General features: G+C 71.2%; 15 protein-coding genes. 1 reads left to right on the forward strand and 14 read right to left on the reverse strand.

Annotated features, from left to right (window positions below; translation table 11 throughout):
* Nucleotides 1-69 precede the first annotated feature (69 nt).
* Nucleotides 70-423, forward strand: a complete 354-nt coding sequence (locus CEY15_RS02525) for a 4a-hydroxytetrahydrobiopterin dehydratase (RefSeq protein ID WP_095717138.1) — start codon at nt 70-72, stop codon at nt 421-423.
* A gap of 81 nt (nt 424-504) precedes the next feature.
* Here CEY15_RS02525 and nuoN read toward each other — a convergent pair whose 3' ends face one another.
* The 14 genes from nuoN to CEY15_RS02595 form a co-directional block, all read right to left on the reverse strand.
* A complete protein-coding gene (nuoN, locus tag CEY15_RS02530; RefSeq protein ID WP_095717139.1) occupies nt 505-2,103 on the reverse strand; it encodes an NADH-quinone oxidoreductase subunit NuoN in 1,599 nt (532 codons plus the stop codon).
* Nucleotides 2,100-3,665, reverse strand: a complete 1,566-nt coding sequence (locus CEY15_RS02535; RefSeq protein WP_095717140.1) for an NADH-quinone oxidoreductase subunit M — start codon at nt 3,663-3,665, stop codon at nt 2,100-2,102. The genes nuoN and CEY15_RS02535 overlap by 4 nt, the downstream gene beginning before the upstream one ends.
* Nucleotides 3,662-5,578 carry an NADH-quinone oxidoreductase subunit L gene (gene nuoL, locus CEY15_RS02540; protein WP_095717141.1) on the reverse strand — a complete coding sequence of 639 codons (1,917 nt, stop codon included), beginning with the start codon at nt 5,576-5,578 and terminating at the stop codon, nt 3,662-3,664. The genes CEY15_RS02535 and nuoL overlap by 4 nt, the downstream gene beginning before the upstream one ends.
* A 10-nt stretch (nt 5,579-5,588) precedes the next feature.
* Nucleotides 5,589-5,888, reverse strand: a complete 300-nt coding sequence (gene nuoK / locus CEY15_RS02545; RefSeq protein ID WP_095717142.1) for an NADH-quinone oxidoreductase subunit NuoK — start codon at nt 5,886-5,888, stop codon at nt 5,589-5,591.
* Nucleotides 5,885-6,673, reverse strand: a complete 789-nt coding sequence (locus CEY15_RS02550; RefSeq protein ID WP_095717143.1) for an NADH-quinone oxidoreductase subunit J — start codon at nt 6,671-6,673, stop codon at nt 5,885-5,887. Before CEY15_RS02550 ends, nuoK begins: the two co-directional genes overlap by 4 nt.
* Nucleotides 6,673-7,272 (reverse strand): NADH-quinone oxidoreductase subunit NuoI, encoded by a 600-nt coding sequence (nuoI, locus tag CEY15_RS02555; RefSeq protein ID WP_095717144.1) that lies wholly within the window; start codon nt 7,270-7,272, stop codon nt 6,673-6,675. Before nuoI ends, CEY15_RS02550 begins: the two co-directional genes overlap by 1 nt.
* Nucleotides 7,265-8,596, reverse strand: coding sequence for an NADH-quinone oxidoreductase subunit NuoH (gene nuoH, locus CEY15_RS02560; protein ID WP_095717145.1), 1,332 nt, complete (start codon nt 8,594-8,596; stop codon nt 7,265-7,267). The genes nuoI and nuoH overlap by 8 nt, the downstream gene beginning before the upstream one ends.
* Entirely contained in the window at nt 8,593-11,202 is a 2,610-nt protein-coding gene (locus CEY15_RS02565; RefSeq protein WP_095717146.1) for an NADH-quinone oxidoreductase subunit G, read from the reverse strand. The genes nuoH and CEY15_RS02565 overlap by 4 nt, the downstream gene beginning before the upstream one ends.
* Nucleotides 11,199-12,545 carry an NADH-quinone oxidoreductase subunit NuoF gene (gene nuoF, locus CEY15_RS02570; protein ID WP_095717147.1) on the reverse strand — a complete coding sequence of 449 codons (1,347 nt, stop codon included), beginning with the start codon at nt 12,543-12,545 and terminating at the stop codon, nt 11,199-11,201. Before nuoF ends, CEY15_RS02565 begins: the two co-directional genes overlap by 4 nt.
* A gap of 1 nt (nt 12,546) precedes the next feature.
* The gene (gene nuoE / locus CEY15_RS02575) at nt 12,547-13,341 is read right to left on the reverse strand and encodes an NADH-quinone oxidoreductase subunit NuoE (RefSeq protein WP_095717148.1); all 795 of its coding nucleotides are present in this window, start codon (nt 13,339-13,341) and stop codon (nt 12,547-12,549) included.
* A complete protein-coding gene (gene nuoD, locus CEY15_RS02580; RefSeq protein WP_095717149.1) occupies nt 13,338-14,642 on the reverse strand; it encodes an NADH dehydrogenase (quinone) subunit D in 1,305 nt (434 codons plus the stop codon). Before nuoD ends, nuoE begins: the two co-directional genes overlap by 4 nt.
* Nucleotides 14,642-15,277, reverse strand: coding sequence for an NADH-quinone oxidoreductase subunit C (locus tag CEY15_RS02585; RefSeq protein WP_206682165.1), 636 nt, complete (start codon nt 15,275-15,277; stop codon nt 14,642-14,644). Before CEY15_RS02585 ends, nuoD begins: the two co-directional genes overlap by 1 nt.
* 86 nt (nt 15,278-15,363) lie before the next feature.
* Nucleotides 15,364-15,918, reverse strand: coding sequence for a NuoB/complex I 20 kDa subunit family protein (locus tag CEY15_RS02590; protein ID WP_095717151.1), 555 nt, complete (start codon nt 15,916-15,918; stop codon nt 15,364-15,366).
* 25 nt (nt 15,919-15,943) lie between these two features.
* Nucleotides 15,944-16,303, reverse strand: coding sequence for an NADH-quinone oxidoreductase subunit A (locus CEY15_RS02595; RefSeq protein WP_095717152.1), 360 nt, complete (start codon nt 16,301-16,303; stop codon nt 15,944-15,946).
* Nucleotides 16,304-16,392: the final 89 nt, after the last annotated feature.

Here is a 16,392-nt window from a genome sequence, read left to right on the forward strand (position 1 = left end):
GCCGGGGGCCCGAGAGGCCGGACGTGGCGGGACGTGCCGGGCGCGGCGAGAGGTGCCAGACTGGGCGGTATGAGCGCAGACGCCGACAACGCACGCCCCGACGCCGACGACCGGACCCGCCTGACCGAGGAGCAGATCGCCGAGGGGCTGGCAGATCTCCCCGGCTGGGCGCTGTCCGAGGGCTCGCTGACCTACACCGCCGTGTGCGAGACCCCGCAGGCCGCGATCAACCTGGTCGCCGCGATCGGGCAGGCCGCCAATTCGCAGGACCACCACCCCGACCTGCTGTGGAGCTACGACGAGGTGACCCTGGACCTGCGCAGCCACGACGTCGACGGCGTGACCCGGCGGGACCTGCGGCTGGCCCGGTCGGTCTCGGCGCTGTCCGGGGAGTTCGACGCGACCCCGCTGGGCATGGACTGACCTACCCCATCGAGAAGAGCGTTCCGCACACTTGCTCTCGGCAGATGCGGGCGAAACGCTCTTCTCGACGAGGACTGGGGCTCACCAGGCGAACGTCGAGGCGGCCTCTGCCAGATCGAGGAGCGGCTGCGGGGCGATCCCCAGCGCCAGGGTGAGCACCGTGGCGGCCGCGACCACGGCCAGGGTCGCCGGTTGGCGGGCGAACGCCACGCCCGAGCCGGCCACGCCCGAGCCGCCCACCCCCGAGCCCGCGGCACCCGAGCCACCCGAGCCCCCGGAATCGGCGTCGCGGAAGAACATCACCACGATCACGCGCACGTAGAACGACGCCGCGATCGCGCTGGTGAGCACGCCGATCACCACCAGGGTCACCGCGCCCCCGGTCACGGCCGCCGAGAAGAGGGCGAACTTGGCGATGAACCCGCTGGTCAGCGGTATGCCCGCCAGGGCCAGCAGCAGCACCGCGAACGCGCCCGCCACCAGCGGCTGACGCCGACCGAGCCCGGCCCAGGCCCGCAGGTCGCTGATCTCGGCACCGTCGGCGTCGCGGACCAGCCCGGCCACCGCGAACACGCCCACCGTGCTGACGGCGTACGCCGCGAGGTAGAACAGCATCGCCGTCGCCCCGGCGGCCTGGACCGCGATCACCCCGGTGAGCAGGAACCCGGCGTGGGCGATGGAGGAGTAGGCCAGTAGCCGCTTGACGTCGTTCTGCGCGACGCCCACGATCGTCCCCACGATCATCGTCAGCGCCGCGATCACCCACAGCACGGGCGCCCAGTCCGCCTCGAGCCCGGGCACCGCGGTGTGGAAGAAGCGCAGGATCGCGCCGAACGCGGCGACCTTGGTGCCGGCGGCCATGAACGCGGTGATCGCGGTGGGCGCGCCCTGGTAGACGTCGGGCGTCCAGGTGTGGAACGGCACGGCGCCGACCTTGAACAGCAGGCCCACCGACATCATGGCCACGCCGATGAGGATCAGCGGGCTGGCGCCCTCGGACTCCACGACGTCGGCGATCCCCCGGTAGTCCACGGTCCCGGCGTAGCCGTACACCAGCGCGACGCCGTAGACGAAGAACGCCGAGGAGAACGCGCCCAGGAGGAAGTACTTGACCGCGGCCTCCTGCGAGAGCAGCCGTCGGCGCCGGGCCATCCCGCACAGGACGTACAGCGGCAGGGAGAGCACCTCCAGCGCGATGAACAGCGTGATCAGGTCGTTCGCCGCGGGGAACAGCATGAGGCCGCCCGTGGCGAAGAGCGCGAGCGGGAAGATCTCCGTCTGGGTGAATCCGGCGCGCTCGGCCTCGCGTTCGCCCGAGCCGCCGGGGGCCACGGCGGCCTGGGGCGCGAAGCCCGCGAGCACCTTTCTGCGGGAGGCCGACGGGATCACGGTGCGTTCGCCGATCAGCAGGCCGGCGCCGAGGGCCACGACCACGGTCAGGCCCTGCAGGAACAGCGCCGGGCCGTCGACCGCGACCGCCCCCTCGGCCGTGACGATCCGGGTCCCGGCCAGGAGGACCACCGAGATCAGCGCGGCGGCGAGACCTCCCAGGTAGACGGCCATCTGTGTGCCATAGCGGCGCCGCGCGGGGACGAACGCCTCCACCAGCACGCTGACGATCCCCGCGCCGAACACCACGAGCAGCGGCGAGAGCGATCCGTACGCGATGTCCGGGGTCATCGGGTTCCTCCCACCAGTGCGACGGTGTGGGCGACCGCCGGTTCGATCACGTCCAACGCGGGCTGCGGGTAGAAGCCCAGCACGATCAGCGCCACCACCAGCGGGATCACCACCACGAGTTCCCGGGCGTCGAGATCCGGTGTCCGCGCGAGCCCGGGAGCCGGGGGTCCACCCATCACCCGCTGGTAGGTCCACAGGATGTAGACCGCCGCCAGGACGAACGTGCTCGTGGCGAGCACGGCGGCCACCGGGTACGGGCCGAAGGTCCCGACGAACACCAGGAACTCGCTGACGAACGGGGCCAACCCGGGCAGGGAGAGCGTGGCCAGGCCGGCGATGAGGAACGTCCCGGCCATCACGGGCGCGACCTGCTGGACACCGCCGTAGTAGCCGATCTCCCGGATGCGGTGCCGGTGGACGAGGAACCCGGCCACGAGGAACAACGCGGCCGTGGCGACTCCGTGGTTGACCATGTAGAGCGCCGATCCGGCCGCGGACTGCTCCGTCCTGGCGAAGATGCCCAGGACGATGAACCCGAAGTGGGAGATGGAGGCGTAGGCGATCAGCCGGAGCAGGTCGGTCTGGGCGATGGCCATCACGCCGCCGTAGACGATGCTGATCACCGCCAGCGTGACGAGCACCGGCGCCGCCGTGGCGGCCGCGTCCGGGAACAGCGGCAGGCTGTAGCGCAGCATCGCGAACGTGCCGACCTTGTCCACGACCGCCATCATCAGCACCGCCGAGGCGGGGGTCGCGGCCACGGCCGCGCCGGGCAGCCAGGTGTGGAACGGCCACAGCGGCGCCTTGATCGCGAAGGCCAGGGTGAAGGCCGCGAACATCAGCAGCGCCACGCCGGTCGTGATCTCGAGCCGGCCGTCCGCCACGGCCGCGGTGATGAGGCGGTAGTCGAACGTCCCGGCGCCGATCGATCCGCCGTCCGTCCCGGCGTCCCCCAGCCCGGCGCGGGCGGTGAGCACGTACAGCCCGATCACCGCGACGAGCATGACCAGCCCGCCGAGGAGGTTGTAGATGAGGAACCGCACGGCCGCCGCCGCCCGGTCGGCCCCGCTGGAATCGCTGCGGCCGAAGCCGCCGATGAGGAAGTACAGCGGGATGAGCATGGCCTCGAACGCGACGTAGAACAGCAGCACGTCCAGGCTGGTGAACGCCACCAGCGCCAACCCCTGCGTGGCCAGCATCAGCGCCGGGTACGCCTGCGCGCGTCGACTGTCGGACGCGGCGACATCGTGCCACCCGGCCAGTAGGAGCAGTGGCATGAGGGCGGCCGTGAGCAGGACCAGCACCAGCGCGATCCCGTCGAGTCCGAGCGTGTAGGAGGCGCCGAAGGCGGGGATCCACGGGTGGGACTCGACGAACTGGTGGGTCTCGCCGCCGGGGTCGAACCCCACCGCGAGCGCGACCGCCACCGCCAGCACGACGAGGGAGGTGGCCAGGGCGAGGGGCCTGGCCGCGCGTCGCGCGCCGGAGGGGAGGACGACGACGACGAGGGCGCCGATCAGCGGCGTGAGCCACAGCGCGGAGAGCAGACCGGGCCCGTTCACAGCACACCTCCGGCCGACATGGCGGCGATGATCAGGGCCGCGCCGAGGAGCATGTACAGCGCGTAGGAGCGGGTGAGTCCGGATTGCAGGAGTCGGCCGCGGGCGGACAGGAGTCCGATCGCCGCCGCGACACCGCCGGTCGCGCCGCCCACGACCCTGCGGTCGACCACCGCCGTTCCCGCGACCAGGGCCTGCCCCGGCCGCATCAGCACACCCTCGTTGACGGCGTCGGCGTAGAGGTCGCGGCGGGCGGCGCGGGTGAGCGCGGAGACCTCCGAGGGCGCCTGCTCCGGGATGTCGGCGCGGCCGTACCGTCGCACCGCGACCGCGATCCCGACGGCCACGACCACCAGCGAGGCGGTGGTGACCAGCCACACCGGCAGCACGTGCTCGGCGTGGTGCTCGCCCACGACCGGGGCCAGCCAACCCTCCAGCCGCCCGCCGATCGCGAGCAGGGCCCCGGAGATCACGGACCCCACCGCGATGAGGATCATCGGCGCCGTCATGGACACCGGCGACTCGTGTGGTTGGGCCCCCTCGCGCCATCGCTGCCGGCCGAAGAAGGTCAGGATCATCACGCGCGTCATGTAGAAGGCGGTCAGCCCTGCTCCGAGCAGCGCCACCGCGCCGAGCAGGTATCCGGCCGCCCCGCCGCCGCCCACGTCGAACGCCGCGGAGATGATCCCCTCCTTGGAGTAGAAGCCGGAGAACGGTGGGACGCCGATGATCGCGAGGTAGCCGAGTCCGAAGGTGACAAAGGTGACCGGCATGACCGCGCGCAGGGCGCCGTAGCGGCGCATGTCGACCTCGTCGTCGAGACCGTGCATCACCGATCCCGCTCCGAGGAACAGCCCGGCCTTGAAGAAGCCGTGGGTGAGCAGGTGCATGATCGCCAGCGCGTACCCGGCGGGGCCGAACCCGGCGGCCATGACCATGTATCCCACCTGGCTCATGGTGGAGGCGGCGAGCACCTTCTTGATGTCATCCTTCGCGCAGCCGATCACGGCGCCGAACAGCAGCGTCACCGCGCCGACGGCGATCACCGCGGTCCGCGCCGCCGGGGCCGCGTCGAAGATCGGGTTGGCCCGGGTGATCAGGTAGACGCCGGCGGTGACCATGGTGGCCGCGTGGATCAGCGCCGACACCGGGGTGGGGCCCTCCATGGCGTCCCCGAGCCACGACTGCAGCGGCACCTGGGCGGACTTGGCGCAGGCGCCCAGGAGCAACAGCAGGCCGAGCGCGGTGACCAGGCCGGACCCGACCGCGGGCGCGGCGCCGTCGGCACCGCCGACGGCGGCGAAGACGCCCTCGAACGACAGGGTCCCCAGCTGCGTGACCATCACCATCAGGGCCACGGCGAGCCCCATGTCCCCGACGCGGTTGACCAGGAACGCCTTCTTGGCCGCGGTGGCCGCGGACGGCTTGTGCTGCCAGAACCCGATGAGCAGGTAGGAGACCAGGCCCACGCCCTCCCACCCCAGGTAGAGCACCAGGAAGTCGTCGGCCATCACCAGCAGCAGCATCGCGGCCAGGAACAGGTTGAGGTAGGCGAAGAACTTGCGTCGCGCCGGATCGGCGGCCATGTACCCGGTCGAGTACACGTGGATGAGCAGGCCGACGCCGGTGATCAGCAGCACGAACACCATGGAGAGCTGGTCCAGTCGCAGGCCCATGTCCACGTGGAGGTCGCCCACCGAGATCCAGGTGAACAGCGTCTGTTGCAGGGTGCGGTCGGCGGCCCCGCGGCCGAGCATGGCGGCGAACTGCCAGGCGGCCGCGCAGAACGCGGCCAGCGCGGTGGCGCAGCCAAGCAGGTGTCCCCACGGGTCGCTGCGGCGGCCCAGGAGCAGCAGGAGGGCGGCGCCGAGCAGCGGCAGGCCGGGGATCAGCCACAACGTCACATCAGGAGTCATCCGCGCGTCCTCAATACCTGAGCAGACTGGCGTCGTCGATCGAGGCCGATCGGCGGGAACGGTAGATGGCCATGATGATCGCCAGGCCGATCACGACCTCGGCCGCGGCCACCACCATGACGAAGAACGCGAACACGTGACCGCCCACGTCGCCGTGCATCCGGGCGAACGTCACCAGGGCCAGGTTGGTGGCGTTGAGCATGAGCTCGATGCACATGAACACCACGATCGCGTTGCGCCGCAGCAGGAACCCGGCCGCACCGATGGTGAACAGTACGGCCGAGAGGTAGAGATAGTTCTCCGGGTTCACGGTCGTCCCCCCTCGGCAGGTCCCGCCGTACCGCCGGCCCCCGGATCGTCTCCGGGTCCCAGTTCCCTGCCGCCGCCGTGCCGGCGAAGGACGTCGCTCACCGAGTCGGTGGAGTCCGAGCCGTCGGGCAGCCGGGCCGGCATGTCCGCGGAGTTGCGCCGCGCGTACACGCCGGGGCTGGGCAGCGGCGTCACGCGGGCGTGGCCGTCGTGCTGCCAGTCCAGGAAGCGCTGCTCGGACATCTCGCGCTGGGTCCGTCGGCCGGAGAACCGTTCGCGGTGCGCGAGCACCATGGCCCCCAGGGTGGCGATGATCAGCAACACGCCGGTGAGCTCGAACGCCCACACGTGGCGGGTGAACAGCAGCTCGGCCAGTGCCGGCACGTCATTGTGGTCGGCGCCGAAGCCGGTGAAGGGCGGCAGCTCCGCGCGGGCGAGGCCGGTCGCCAGGAGGACCCCGAAGCCTAGCCCGGCGACGATCGCGGCCACGCGGTGTCCGCGGATCCGCTCGACCAGGGACTCCGAGGACTCCACGCCGATGAGCATGACCACGAACAGGAACAGCATCATCACCGCGCCGGTGTAGACGACGATCTGGCCCACGCCCAGGAACACCGCGCCCTGCGCCATGTACAGCACGGCCAGGGCGACCATCGTCATGGCCAGACACAGGGCGGAGTAGACCGCCTTCTTGGCGGAGACCACCCCGAGCGCGCCGACGACGACGACGACCGCCAGCACCCAGAACAGGACCGACTCCCCGGTGGACACCGGTGCCCCGGCCATCAGGACCCGTCCCCGTGTGAGGGCGCGCCCTGGGTCGGCGGGGAGTCCTCGCCCGGCGCCGCCCCGTGGGGTGCGCTCTGCGCCGCGCGGAGGACGTCGCCGCGGTAGTAGTCGGCGTGCGTCGTGCCCGGGGCCATGTCGTGCGGCGCGGGGACCATCCCGTCGAGCATCGGCCCCAGCAGGTCCTGCTTCTCGTAGATGAGCCCGGCCCGGTCGTCGCCGACCATCTCGTACTCGTTGGTCATGGTCAGCGCGCGGGTCGGGCAGGCCTCCACGCAGAGGCCGCACCCGATGCAGCGTAGGTAGTTGATCTGGTAGATCCGCCCGTAGCGCTCGCCGGGGGAGTAACGCTCGTCCTCGGTGTTGTCGGCGCCCTCCACGAAGATCGCGTCCGCCGGGCAGGCCCACGCGCACAGCTCGCAGCCGATGCACTTCTCGAGGCCGTCGGCGTAGCGGTTGAGCTGGTGGCGGCCGTGGTAGCGGGGAGCGGTGGGGACCTTCTCCTCCGGGTACTGCTCGGTGTGCTTCTTGCGGAACATCGTCGCGAACGTGACACCGAACCCGGCGATCGGCTCGAGGATTCTCGGAACCCTAGGCATTGGGGGCCTCCTCCGATGCGGTGCGCTGGGGTGTCGCGGTGCGCCCGGACGAGGGCGTGCGCTGGGGTGTCGCGGTGCGCCCGGACAACGCCGCGCGCTGGTGGGGTAGCGGTGGGACGGGGAACCCGCCCGCGACCGGGTCGAAGGGCGTCGGGTCGGCGGCGCCCCCGCGGTGGGGGCGGGTGCCGATCCGGGTGCGGAGGGCCACCACGATCACGGCCGCGGCGATCACGCCGGCGGTCACCAGCGCGATGGTCAGGCCGTCGTAGCCGGCGTTCGAGAACGCCCGGATGCTCGCCACGGCCATCACCCATCCCAGGGAGACGGGGATGAGCACCTTCCAGCCGAAGCCCATGAACTGGTCGTAGCGCAACCTCGGCAGGGTGGCGCGCAGCCAGATGAACAGGAACATGAAGCCCCACACCTTGATCACGAACCACAGCAGCGCCCACCACCCGGAGTCCGCGCCGTCGATCAGGGAGAACGGCAGCGGTGCCTGCCAGCCGCCGAGGAACAGGGTGGCCGCCAGGGCCGAGACCGTCGTCATGTTGACGTACTCGGCCAGCATGAACATGGCGAACCGCAGCGACGAGTACTCGGTGTGGAACCCCCCGACCAGCTCGCCCTCGGCCTCGGGGAGGTCGAAGGGCGCGCGGTTGGTCTCGCCGACCATGGAGATCACGTAGATGAGGAACGAGGGCGCCAGGAGGAACACGAACCAGACCTCGGACTGAGCGGCGACGATCCCCGAGGTCGACATGGTTCCGGCGAACAGGAACACGCCGACGAAGGACAGTGCCATCGCGATCTCGTAACTGATCACCTGCGCCGTGGACCGCAGCCCACCGAGCAGGGGATAGGTGGAGCCGGAGGACCAACCGGCCAGCACGATGCCGTACACGCCGATCGAGGTGACGGCCAGGATGTAGAGCACGCCCACGTTCAGGTCGGTGAGTTGCAGCGGCGTCCGGTGTCCGAAGATCGAGACCTCGGGTCCGAAGGGGATCACCGCGAACGCCATGAACGCCGGGATCACCGCGATGACCGGCGCCAACAGGAAGACGGGCTTGTCGACCCCCGCGGGGATCAGTCCCTCCTTGAGGGCGATCTTGACGCCGTCGGCGAGGCTCTGCAGCATGCCCAGCGGGCCGACCCGGTTGGGTCCCACGCGCATCTGCATCCAGGCGATGACCTTGCGCTCGAGGTAGATCGCGGCGAGCACCGTCACCACGAGGAACACGAAGACCGCGAGAACCTTGAGCAGCACCAGCCACCACGGGTCGATGCCGAAGGCGGACAGGTCCGCATATCCCTGCGAGGTCACGAGGCCCCCTCCCCGGCGCCGATCCGGACGACGTCCCCCGCGGCCGCGGCGAGCGTGGCGTTGACGGTCGACCCGGGTGAGTTCTGCGGCAGCCACACCACGCGATCGGGCATCGCGGTGACCACGCAGGGCAGGGTGATCGATCCGCTCTCCGTGGAGACGGTCAACGGATCGCCGTCCGCGACGCCGGCCTCGAGGGCGGTGGCCGCGGAGAGCCTGGCCACGGGGGTCCGGGCCGTCCCGGCCAGGTGCGGTTCACCGTCCTGCATCCGCCCCGAGTCCAGCAGCAGCCGCCAGGTGGCCAGGACGGCCTGCCCGGCGCGCGCATCCGCCACCGTCGATGCACTCGCGCCTGCGCTTCGGTGGGGGCGCGAGTACATCGACGGGAGCGGCTGTGCACCGGAGGGCGGCTGCGCCCCCATGGTCTCACCCACGGCCGCCAGCTCCCGGCGGACGGACTCGACGTCGGGGAGGCCGAACCAGGCGCCCATCTCCTCGGCGAGGGCGTTGAGGACCCGGTGGTCGGGGAGGGCGTCACCACCGGTCAGCGCGGCGGCGAAGGGGCGCTCGCGGCCCTCCCAGGTGAGGAAGGTGCCGGCCTTCTCGGCCACGGGTGCGACCGGCAGGACCACGTCGGCGCGGTCGCTGATCTCGCTCCGGCGCAGCTCGATGCTCACCACGAACCCCGCGGCGTCGATCGCGGCGAGGGCCGCGCGGGGGTCGGACAGGTCCGCGGCCTCGACCCCGCCCACCAGCAGTGCGGTCAGGTCTCCCGAGGCGACGTCCCGGAGCTGGTCGTCGGTGGACCTGCCGGGCGTGTCGGGCAACGGTTCCGAGCGCCACAGGTCGGCCAGCGCGCGTCGGGCGCCCTCGTCCGAGACGGGCCGGCCCCCGGGCAGCAACCCGGGCAGGCATCCCGCCTCGAGGGACCCCCGCTCGCCGGCCCGACGCGGGATCCACGCCAGGCGCGCCCCGGTGGCGTCGGCGAGCGCCTCCGCCGCCGGAAGGCCCCCGGGGACCGCTCCCAGTCGCTCGCCCACCAGGATCACGGCGCCGGGGGCGCGCAGGAGCGCGGGCAGGTCGGACAGGTCGGACAGGTCGGACAGCTCTAACAGCTCGGACAGCTCGGACAGTTCGGACAGGCCCGACAGCCCGGACGAGTCGGGCCCGTTCGGACCCGCCACCCGGGCCAACGCGGCGAGGACCTCCGGCTCGTCACCCGGCACCGTCGGCACGAGCGTGGCGCCTGTCTTGCGCACGGACGGCGAGGCGAACGGGGCCACCGAGACGACCCGCACCCCGAGGTCGCGCGCGGCCCTGCGCAGGCGGAGGAAGACGATCGGCGACTCCTCCTCGGGGTCGAAGCCCACCAGCACGACCACCGGTGCGGTCTCGAGATCGGCGTAGGTGACCGCCCCGGCACCACCCGGGCCGCGGCCGACCACGTGCCGGGCGAGGAACTCCGCCTCCTCGGAGGACTGAGGGCGCGCACGGAAGTCGACGTCGTCGGTCCCCAGGACCGCTCGGGCGAACTTGGCGTAGGCGTACGCGTCCTCCCGGGTGAGTCGACCGCCGGTCAGGACGCCCGTGCGACCGCGTGCGGCGGACAACCCCGCGGCGGCCGTGGCGAGCGCGGTGCTCCACGGGACCGGGACCAGGCCCCCGTCCCGGCCGCGGATCATCGGGGTGGTGAGGCGGTCGGGTTGCGTGGCGTAGGCGAAGGCCCACCGGCCCTTGTCGCAGTTCCACTCCTCGTTGACGTCCGGGTCGTCGCCGGCCAGCCTGCGCAGGACCTTCCCGCGGCGGTGGTCCGTCCGCTGCCCACAGCCGCTGGCGCAGTGCTCGCAGACGCCGGGGCTCGAGACCAGGTCGAACGGGCGCGCCCGGAAGCGGTAGGCGGCACCGGTGAGCGCCCCGACGGGGCAGATCTGGACGGTGTTGCCGGAGAAGTAGGACTCGAAGGGCTCGTCCCCGAAGACGCCCACCTGCTGCTGGGATCCCCGTTCCATCAGGTCGATGAACGGGTCGCCCGCGATCTGGTCCGAGAACCGGGTGCACCGGGCGCACATCACGCACCGCTCGCGGTCGAGCAGGACCTGCGCCGAGATCGCGATGGGCTTGGGGAACGTGCGCTTGACCTCGGTGAACCGGGAGTGCCCGTGGCCGCTGGAGAGTGCCTGGTTCTGGAGCGGACACTCACCGCCCTTGTCGCAGACGGGGCAGTCCAGCGGGTGGTTGATCAGCAGGAGCTCCATGACCCCGCGTTGGGCCTTGTCCGCGATCTCGGAGGTGAACTGGGTGCGCACCACCATGTCCTCGGTGACCGGGGTGGTGCAGGAGGTCACGGGTTTGGGGGCGCCCTCGACCTCGACGATGCACTGGCGGCACGCGCCGGCCGGCTCGAGCAATGGATGGTCGCAGAACCGCGGGATCTGAACGCCGAGGCGTTCGGCGGCGCGGATCACCAGCGTGCCGGCGGGCACGGAGACCCGGCGACCGTCCACGGTGAGGGTGACCAGGTCCTCGTCCCCGTCGGGTTTCAGGTCGGCGACGGTGTCGTCGGCGCGCGGGGTGATCTTGTTGGGCACGCGGTCGTCGGGGGTCATCGGGCTACCTCCTCGGTCCGGGCGAAGACGGTCGAGCGACTGTGATCGAAGGGACAACCGTCGGGGATGTGGGCCAGGTACTCGTCCCGGAAGAGCGCGATGGACGACATGATGGGAGCGCCGGCGGCGTCCCCGAGCGCGCAGAACGACTTGCCGACGATGTTGTCCGAGATGTCGAGCAGCCGGTCCAGGTCGCTCTCCGTCGCGGTGCCGTCCTCGAGCCTGCGCATGATCTGCACCAGCCAGAACGTGCCCTCACGGCAGGGTGTGCACTTGCCGCAGGACTCGTGGGCGTAGAACTCCGACCAGCGCAGCACGGCCCTCACCACGCAGGTCGTGTCGTCGAAGATCTGCAGCGCCTTGGTGCCGAGCATGGAGCCCTCGGCCGCGCATCCCTCGTAGTCCAGGGGCATGTCCAGCTGGGCGTCGGTGAGGATCGGGGTGGAGGAACCGCCGGGGGTCCAGAACTTGAGCGTGTGCCCCTCCCGGATGCCGCCGGCGTGGTCCAACAGTTCCCGCAGGGTGATGCCGAGGGGCGCCTCGTACTGGCCGGGCCGGGCCACGTGGCCGGACAGCGAGTACAGCGTGAAGCCGGGGGACTTCTCCGAGCCCATCGAGCGGAACCACTCGGGCCCGTGGTGGAGGATCGACGGGACGCTCGCGATGGACTCGACGTTGTTGACCACGGTGGGACAGGCGTAGAGGCCGGCGACGGCCGGGAACGGGGGACGGAGCCGGGGCTGCCCCCGACGGCCCTCGAGGGAATCGAGGAGCGCGGTCTCCTCACCGCAGATGTAGGCCCCGGCGCCCGCGTGGACCACGATGTCCAGGTCGAAGCCGCTGCCCAGGATGTCGCGCCCCAGGAACCCGGCCTCGTACGCCTCGGCGACCGCGGTCTGCAGCCGTCTGAGCACCGGTACCACCTCGCCGCGCAGGTAGATGAACGCGTGGGACGCCCGGATGGCGTACGCCGCGATCACCATGCCCTCGATCAGCACGTGGGGCGTGGCCAGCATGAGGGGCATGTCCTTGCAGGTCCCGGGCTCGGACTCGTCGGCGTTGACCACCAGGTAGTGGGGCTTGGCGGCGGGGTCGGAGGCCTCGGGGTCCTCGGGGGCGTCGGGGCCGGGGGCCTGCGGGATGAAGCCCCACTTGCGGCCGGTGGGGAACCCCGCCCCGCCTCGGCCGCGCAGACCCGCGTCGAGGACGGTGGAGATGACCTCGTCCGGGCCGGTGGCCAGGGCGCGTCGCAGACCCACGTAGCCGTCGTGGGCCAGATAGGTCTCCAGGGTCCAGCTCTCCGGGGCGTCCCAGTATCGGCTGAGGTACGGCGCGAGCGGCATGTCAGGCCTCCTCGTCGGTGGGAGCGGAGGGCTGGGACCCGGGCGCGCCGGCGTGGGTATCGGGCGCGTCGGGCGCGTGCATCCCGGCCGCCCTCGCGGCACGGAGACCGGTCAGAGTGGGCCCGCCGGGCGCGCCGTCATTGGCGCCGGGGCGCGGGTCGGGAAAGCCCGCGAGGATGCGGGCGGTCTCGCGGAAGGTGCACAGCGGAGCACCGCGGGTGGGGGTCACCGTCCGCCCGGCCCGCAGGTCGTCGACCACCCGCCGGGCCGAGGCGGGGGTCTGGTCGTCGAAGAACTCCCAGTTGACCATCACCACCGGGGCGTAGTCGCAGGCGGCGTTGCACTCGATGTGCTCCAGGGTCACCCTGCCGTCGTCCGTGGTGCCGGGGCCGTCGAGTTCGAGGTGCTCGGCGAGGGAGGCCAGGATCTCGTCCCCGCCCATCACCGCGCAGAGCGTGTTGGTGCACACGCCCACCAGGTAGTCACCCGTCGGGGTGCGGCGGTACATCGAGTAGAACGTCGCCACCGCCATCACCTCGGCCGCGGTCAGGTCGAGCACCCGGGCGCAGAACTCGATACCGGCCGGGGTGATGTGCCCGTCCTCCGCCTGCACGAGGTGCAGCAGCGGGAGCAGCGCCGACCTGTCCTGCGGGTAGCGGGCGACGATCACGGCGGCATCGGCGGCCAGACGCTCCCGGACCTCGTCCGGGTACGTCCGCCGTGCGCCCGGGTGGACGATGGCGCCCGGTTCGTCGGGCTTCTGACCGAACTGGAGGAAGACCGGCTCGCCGCTCATCGGTCCACACCCCCCATCACCGGGTCGATGCTGGCGACGGCGGCGATCACGTCGGCGAGCATCCCGCCCTCGCACATCGCGGCCACCGCCTGCAGGTTGGTGAACGACGGATCGCGGTAGTGGACCCGGTACGGGCGGGTGCCGCCGTCCGAGACCATGTGCACTCCCAGCTCGCCGCGGGGCGACTCGACCGGCACGTACACCTGACCCGGGGGCACCGCGAACCCCTCGGTGACCAGCTTGAAGTGATGTATCAGGGCCTCCATCGAGCTGTCCATGATGTGGCGGACGTGCTCGGCGGAGTTGCCCAGGCCGTCGGGGCCGACCTTGAGCTGGGCGGGCCACGCGATCTTGGGGTCGTCGACCATCACGGGGCCGGGCTCGAGCCGGTCCAGGCACTGTTCGACGATCCTCAGCGACTCCTTCATCTCGTCCACCCGGATGACGAACCGGTCGTAGCAGTCGCTGCCCGACCCGGTCACCACGTCGAACTCGTAGGTCTCGTACCCGCAGTACGGATCGGTCCGGCGCACGTCGTGGGGCAGTCCACTGGCCCGCAGCACCGGTCCGGTCACCCCGAGGGCGATGCACCCGGTGAGGTCGAGATAGCCCACCCCCTCGAGCCGCATCTTCCAGATCGGGTTCTGGCGCAGGAGGAGCTCCATCTCGCGGATGCGGCCGGGCATCACGTCCAGGAGTTCGCGCACCTTGGGCACGGCCTCGTCCGGGAGGTCCTGGACCACCCCGCCGGGCCGGACGTAGGCGTGGTTCATCCGCAGACCGGTGATGATCTCGAAGACGTCCAGGACCATCTCCCGCTCGCGGAAGCCGAACAGCATGGGGGTGCTGGCCCCGAGTTCCAGGGCGCCGGTCGCGAGCGCGACCATGTGCGAGGAGATCCGGTTGAGCTCCATGAGCATCACCCGGATGACCGACGCCCGCTCCGGGATCTGGTCGGTGATCCCGAGCAGCCGTTCCACCCCGAGGCAGTAGGCGACCTCGTTGAAGAACGGCGAGAGGTAGTCCATCCGGGTGACGAAGGTGACGCCCTGGGTCCAGTAGCGGTACTCGAGGTTCTTCTCGATACCGGTGTGCAGGTAGCCGATCCCACAGCTCGCGCGGGTGACGGTCTCGCCCTCGATCTCGAGGATGAGCCGCAGCACCCCGTGAGTGGACGGGTGCTGGGGGCCCATGTTGACGACGATGCGGTCGTCGTCGGCGTTCCGTGCCGCGTCGCTGATCGCCTCCCAGTCCTGCCCGGTCGCGGTGAGGACGGTGTCCGAGTCGGTTCTGTCGGCCATCAGCTGTAGGCCCTCCGCTGGTCCGGGGGCGGGATGGTCGCGCCCTTGTACTGCACGGGGATCCCGCCGAGCGGGTAGTCCTTGCGTTGCGGATGGCCCTCCCAGTCGTCCGGCATCTGGATGCGGGTGAGTGAGGGGTGTCCGTCGAAGTGGACGCCGAAGAAGTCGTAGGTCTCCCGCTCGTGCCAGTCGGTGGTCGGATAGATCCTGGTCAGGGACGGGATGTGCGGATCGGAATCCGGGGCCGAGACCTCCAGCAGCAGCCGGCGGTTGTGGGTGATCGACTGGAGCGGGTAGACCACGTGCAGTTCGTGGCCCGCGGCGTCGGGGTAGTGCACCCCGCTCGCCCCGAGTGACATCTCGAAGCGGAGTGCGGGGTCGTCCCGGAGTGTCAGCGCGACCGCCGGCAGATGTCGGCGCCGGACGTGCAGGGTCAGCTGTCCGCCGTGCACCACGACCTTCTCCACGGCCTCGTCGAAGGTCGGTCCGCCCCGCGATGCCAGTGCGGCCGTGAGCGCGGCGACCACCTCGTCGTCGTCCCCACCGTCGGGCGGCCGGGTACCGCCCGGCATGTCGACCGGGCGCACGAGCCCGCCGAACCCGGAGGTGTCCCCGGAGCCGCGCACCCCGAACATGCCGTGGCGGACGCCGACCGTGGTCGCGTCGGATCCGGCCGGGCCCGCGGGGTCCGGGGCATCGGCCGGGACCGGATGATCGCCGGTCACCGGAACATCCCCTCGACGGGGATGAGCGGACGCTGGTCCAGGGCCGCCTGCTCCGCCGCGCGGACGGCCTCGGCCCGGTTGGCGCCGAGGGGCATGTGCTGGATCTTGTCGTGCAGGGTGATGATCGCGTGCATGAGCATCTCGGGCCGCGGCGGGCATCCGGGCAGGTAGATGTCCACGGGGACGACGTGGTCGACGCCCTGGACGATCGCGTAGTTGTTGAACATCCCGCCCGAGGACGCGCACACACCCATGGCCAGCACCCACTTGGGCTCGGCCATCTGGTCGTACACCTGGCGCAGGACCGGGGCCATCTTCTGGCTGACGCGGCCGGCGACGATCATCAGATCGGCCTGGCGGGGGGAGGCCCGGAACACCTCGGTGCCGAACCGGGCCAGGTCGTAGCGGCCGCCACTGGTGGCCATCATCTCGATGGCGCAGCACGCCAGGCCGAAGGTGGCGGGCCAGAGCGACCCCTTGCGCATGTAGCCCGCGAGTTGCTCGACCGTGGTCAGCAGGAACCCGCTCGGCAGTTTCTCCTCCAGTCCCATGACTGTCTCCTCCTCCCGGTTCCGGTCAGTCCCAGCTCAGTCCGCCCCGACGCCACTCGTAGGCGTAGGCGACGGAGACGTTGAAGACGAACAGGGCCATCGCGGCCAGTCCGAACAACCCGAGGTTGTCGAAGTGGACGGCCCACGGATAGAGAAAGAGGATCTCGATGCCGAAGATGATGAACAGCATCGCGGTGAGGTAGTACTTCACCGGGAACCGTCCGCCGCCGACCGGCTGCGGGGTGGGCTGGATGCCGCACTCGTAGGCCTCGAGTTTCGACCTGTTGAACCGGCTCGGACCGGCCAGCGAGGAGACCAGCGAGGAGAAGACGGCAAAGGCGACGGCGACGGCCCCGAGGGCCAGGATCGGCACGTACTCGTTCATCGCGTCACTCCTCGCGTGTTCCTCGAGAAGGCACCTGTGGGCAGACTTCTCCTGCAACCGCATGGGATCGTCGGCGACCGGTGGTGGTG

The sequence above is a fragment of the Dietzia natronolimnaea genome (assembly GCF_002289575.1).
Classification (GTDB): Bacteria; Actinomycetota; Actinomycetes; order Mycobacteriales; family Mycobacteriaceae; genus Dietzia; species Dietzia natronolimnaea_A.

Excerpts from the sequence above, each read along its gene's own strand:
- CEY15_RS02525 (WP_095717138.1), top strand. The coding sequence starts at position 70 with ATGAGCGCAGACGCCGACAACGCACGCCCCGACGCCGACGACCGGACC.
- nuoN (WP_095717139.1), bottom strand. The coding sequence starts at position 2,103 with ATGACCCCGGACATCGCGTACGGATCGCTCTCGCCGCTGCTCGTGGTG.
- nuoL (WP_095717141.1), bottom strand. The coding sequence starts at position 5,578 with ATGACTCCTGATGTGACGTTGTGGCTGATCCCCGGCCTGCCGCTGCTC.
- CEY15_RS02550 (WP_095717143.1), bottom strand. The coding sequence starts at position 6,673 with ATGGCCGGGGCACCGGTGTCCACCGGGGAGTCGGTCCTGTTCTGGGTG.
- nuoI (WP_095717144.1), bottom strand. The coding sequence starts at position 7,272 with ATGCCTAGGGTTCCGAGAATCCTCGAGCCGATCGCCGGGTTCGGTGTC.
- CEY15_RS02565 (WP_095717146.1), bottom strand. The coding sequence starts at position 11,202 with ATGACCCCCGACGACCGCGTGCCCAACAAGATCACCCCGCGCGCCGAC.
- nuoF (WP_095717147.1), bottom strand. The coding sequence starts at position 12,545 with ATGCCGCTCGCGCCGTACCTCAGCCGATACTGGGACGCCCCGGAGAGC.
- nuoE (WP_095717148.1), bottom strand. The coding sequence starts at position 13,341 with ATGAGCGGCGAGCCGGTCTTCCTCCAGTTCGGTCAGAAGCCCGACGAA.
- nuoD (WP_095717149.1), bottom strand. The coding sequence starts at position 14,642 with ATGGCCGACAGAACCGACTCGGACACCGTCCTCACCGCGACCGGGCAG.
- CEY15_RS02585 (WP_206682165.1), bottom strand. The coding sequence starts at position 15,277 with ATGTTCGGGGTGCGCGGCTCCGGGGACACCTCCGGGTTCGGCGGGCTC.
- CEY15_RS02590 (WP_095717151.1), bottom strand. The coding sequence starts at position 15,918 with ATGGGACTGGAGGAGAAACTGCCGAGCGGGTTCCTGCTGACCACGGTC.
- CEY15_RS02595 (WP_095717152.1), bottom strand. The coding sequence starts at position 16,303 with ATGAACGAGTACGTGCCGATCCTGGCCCTCGGGGCCGTCGCCGTCGCC.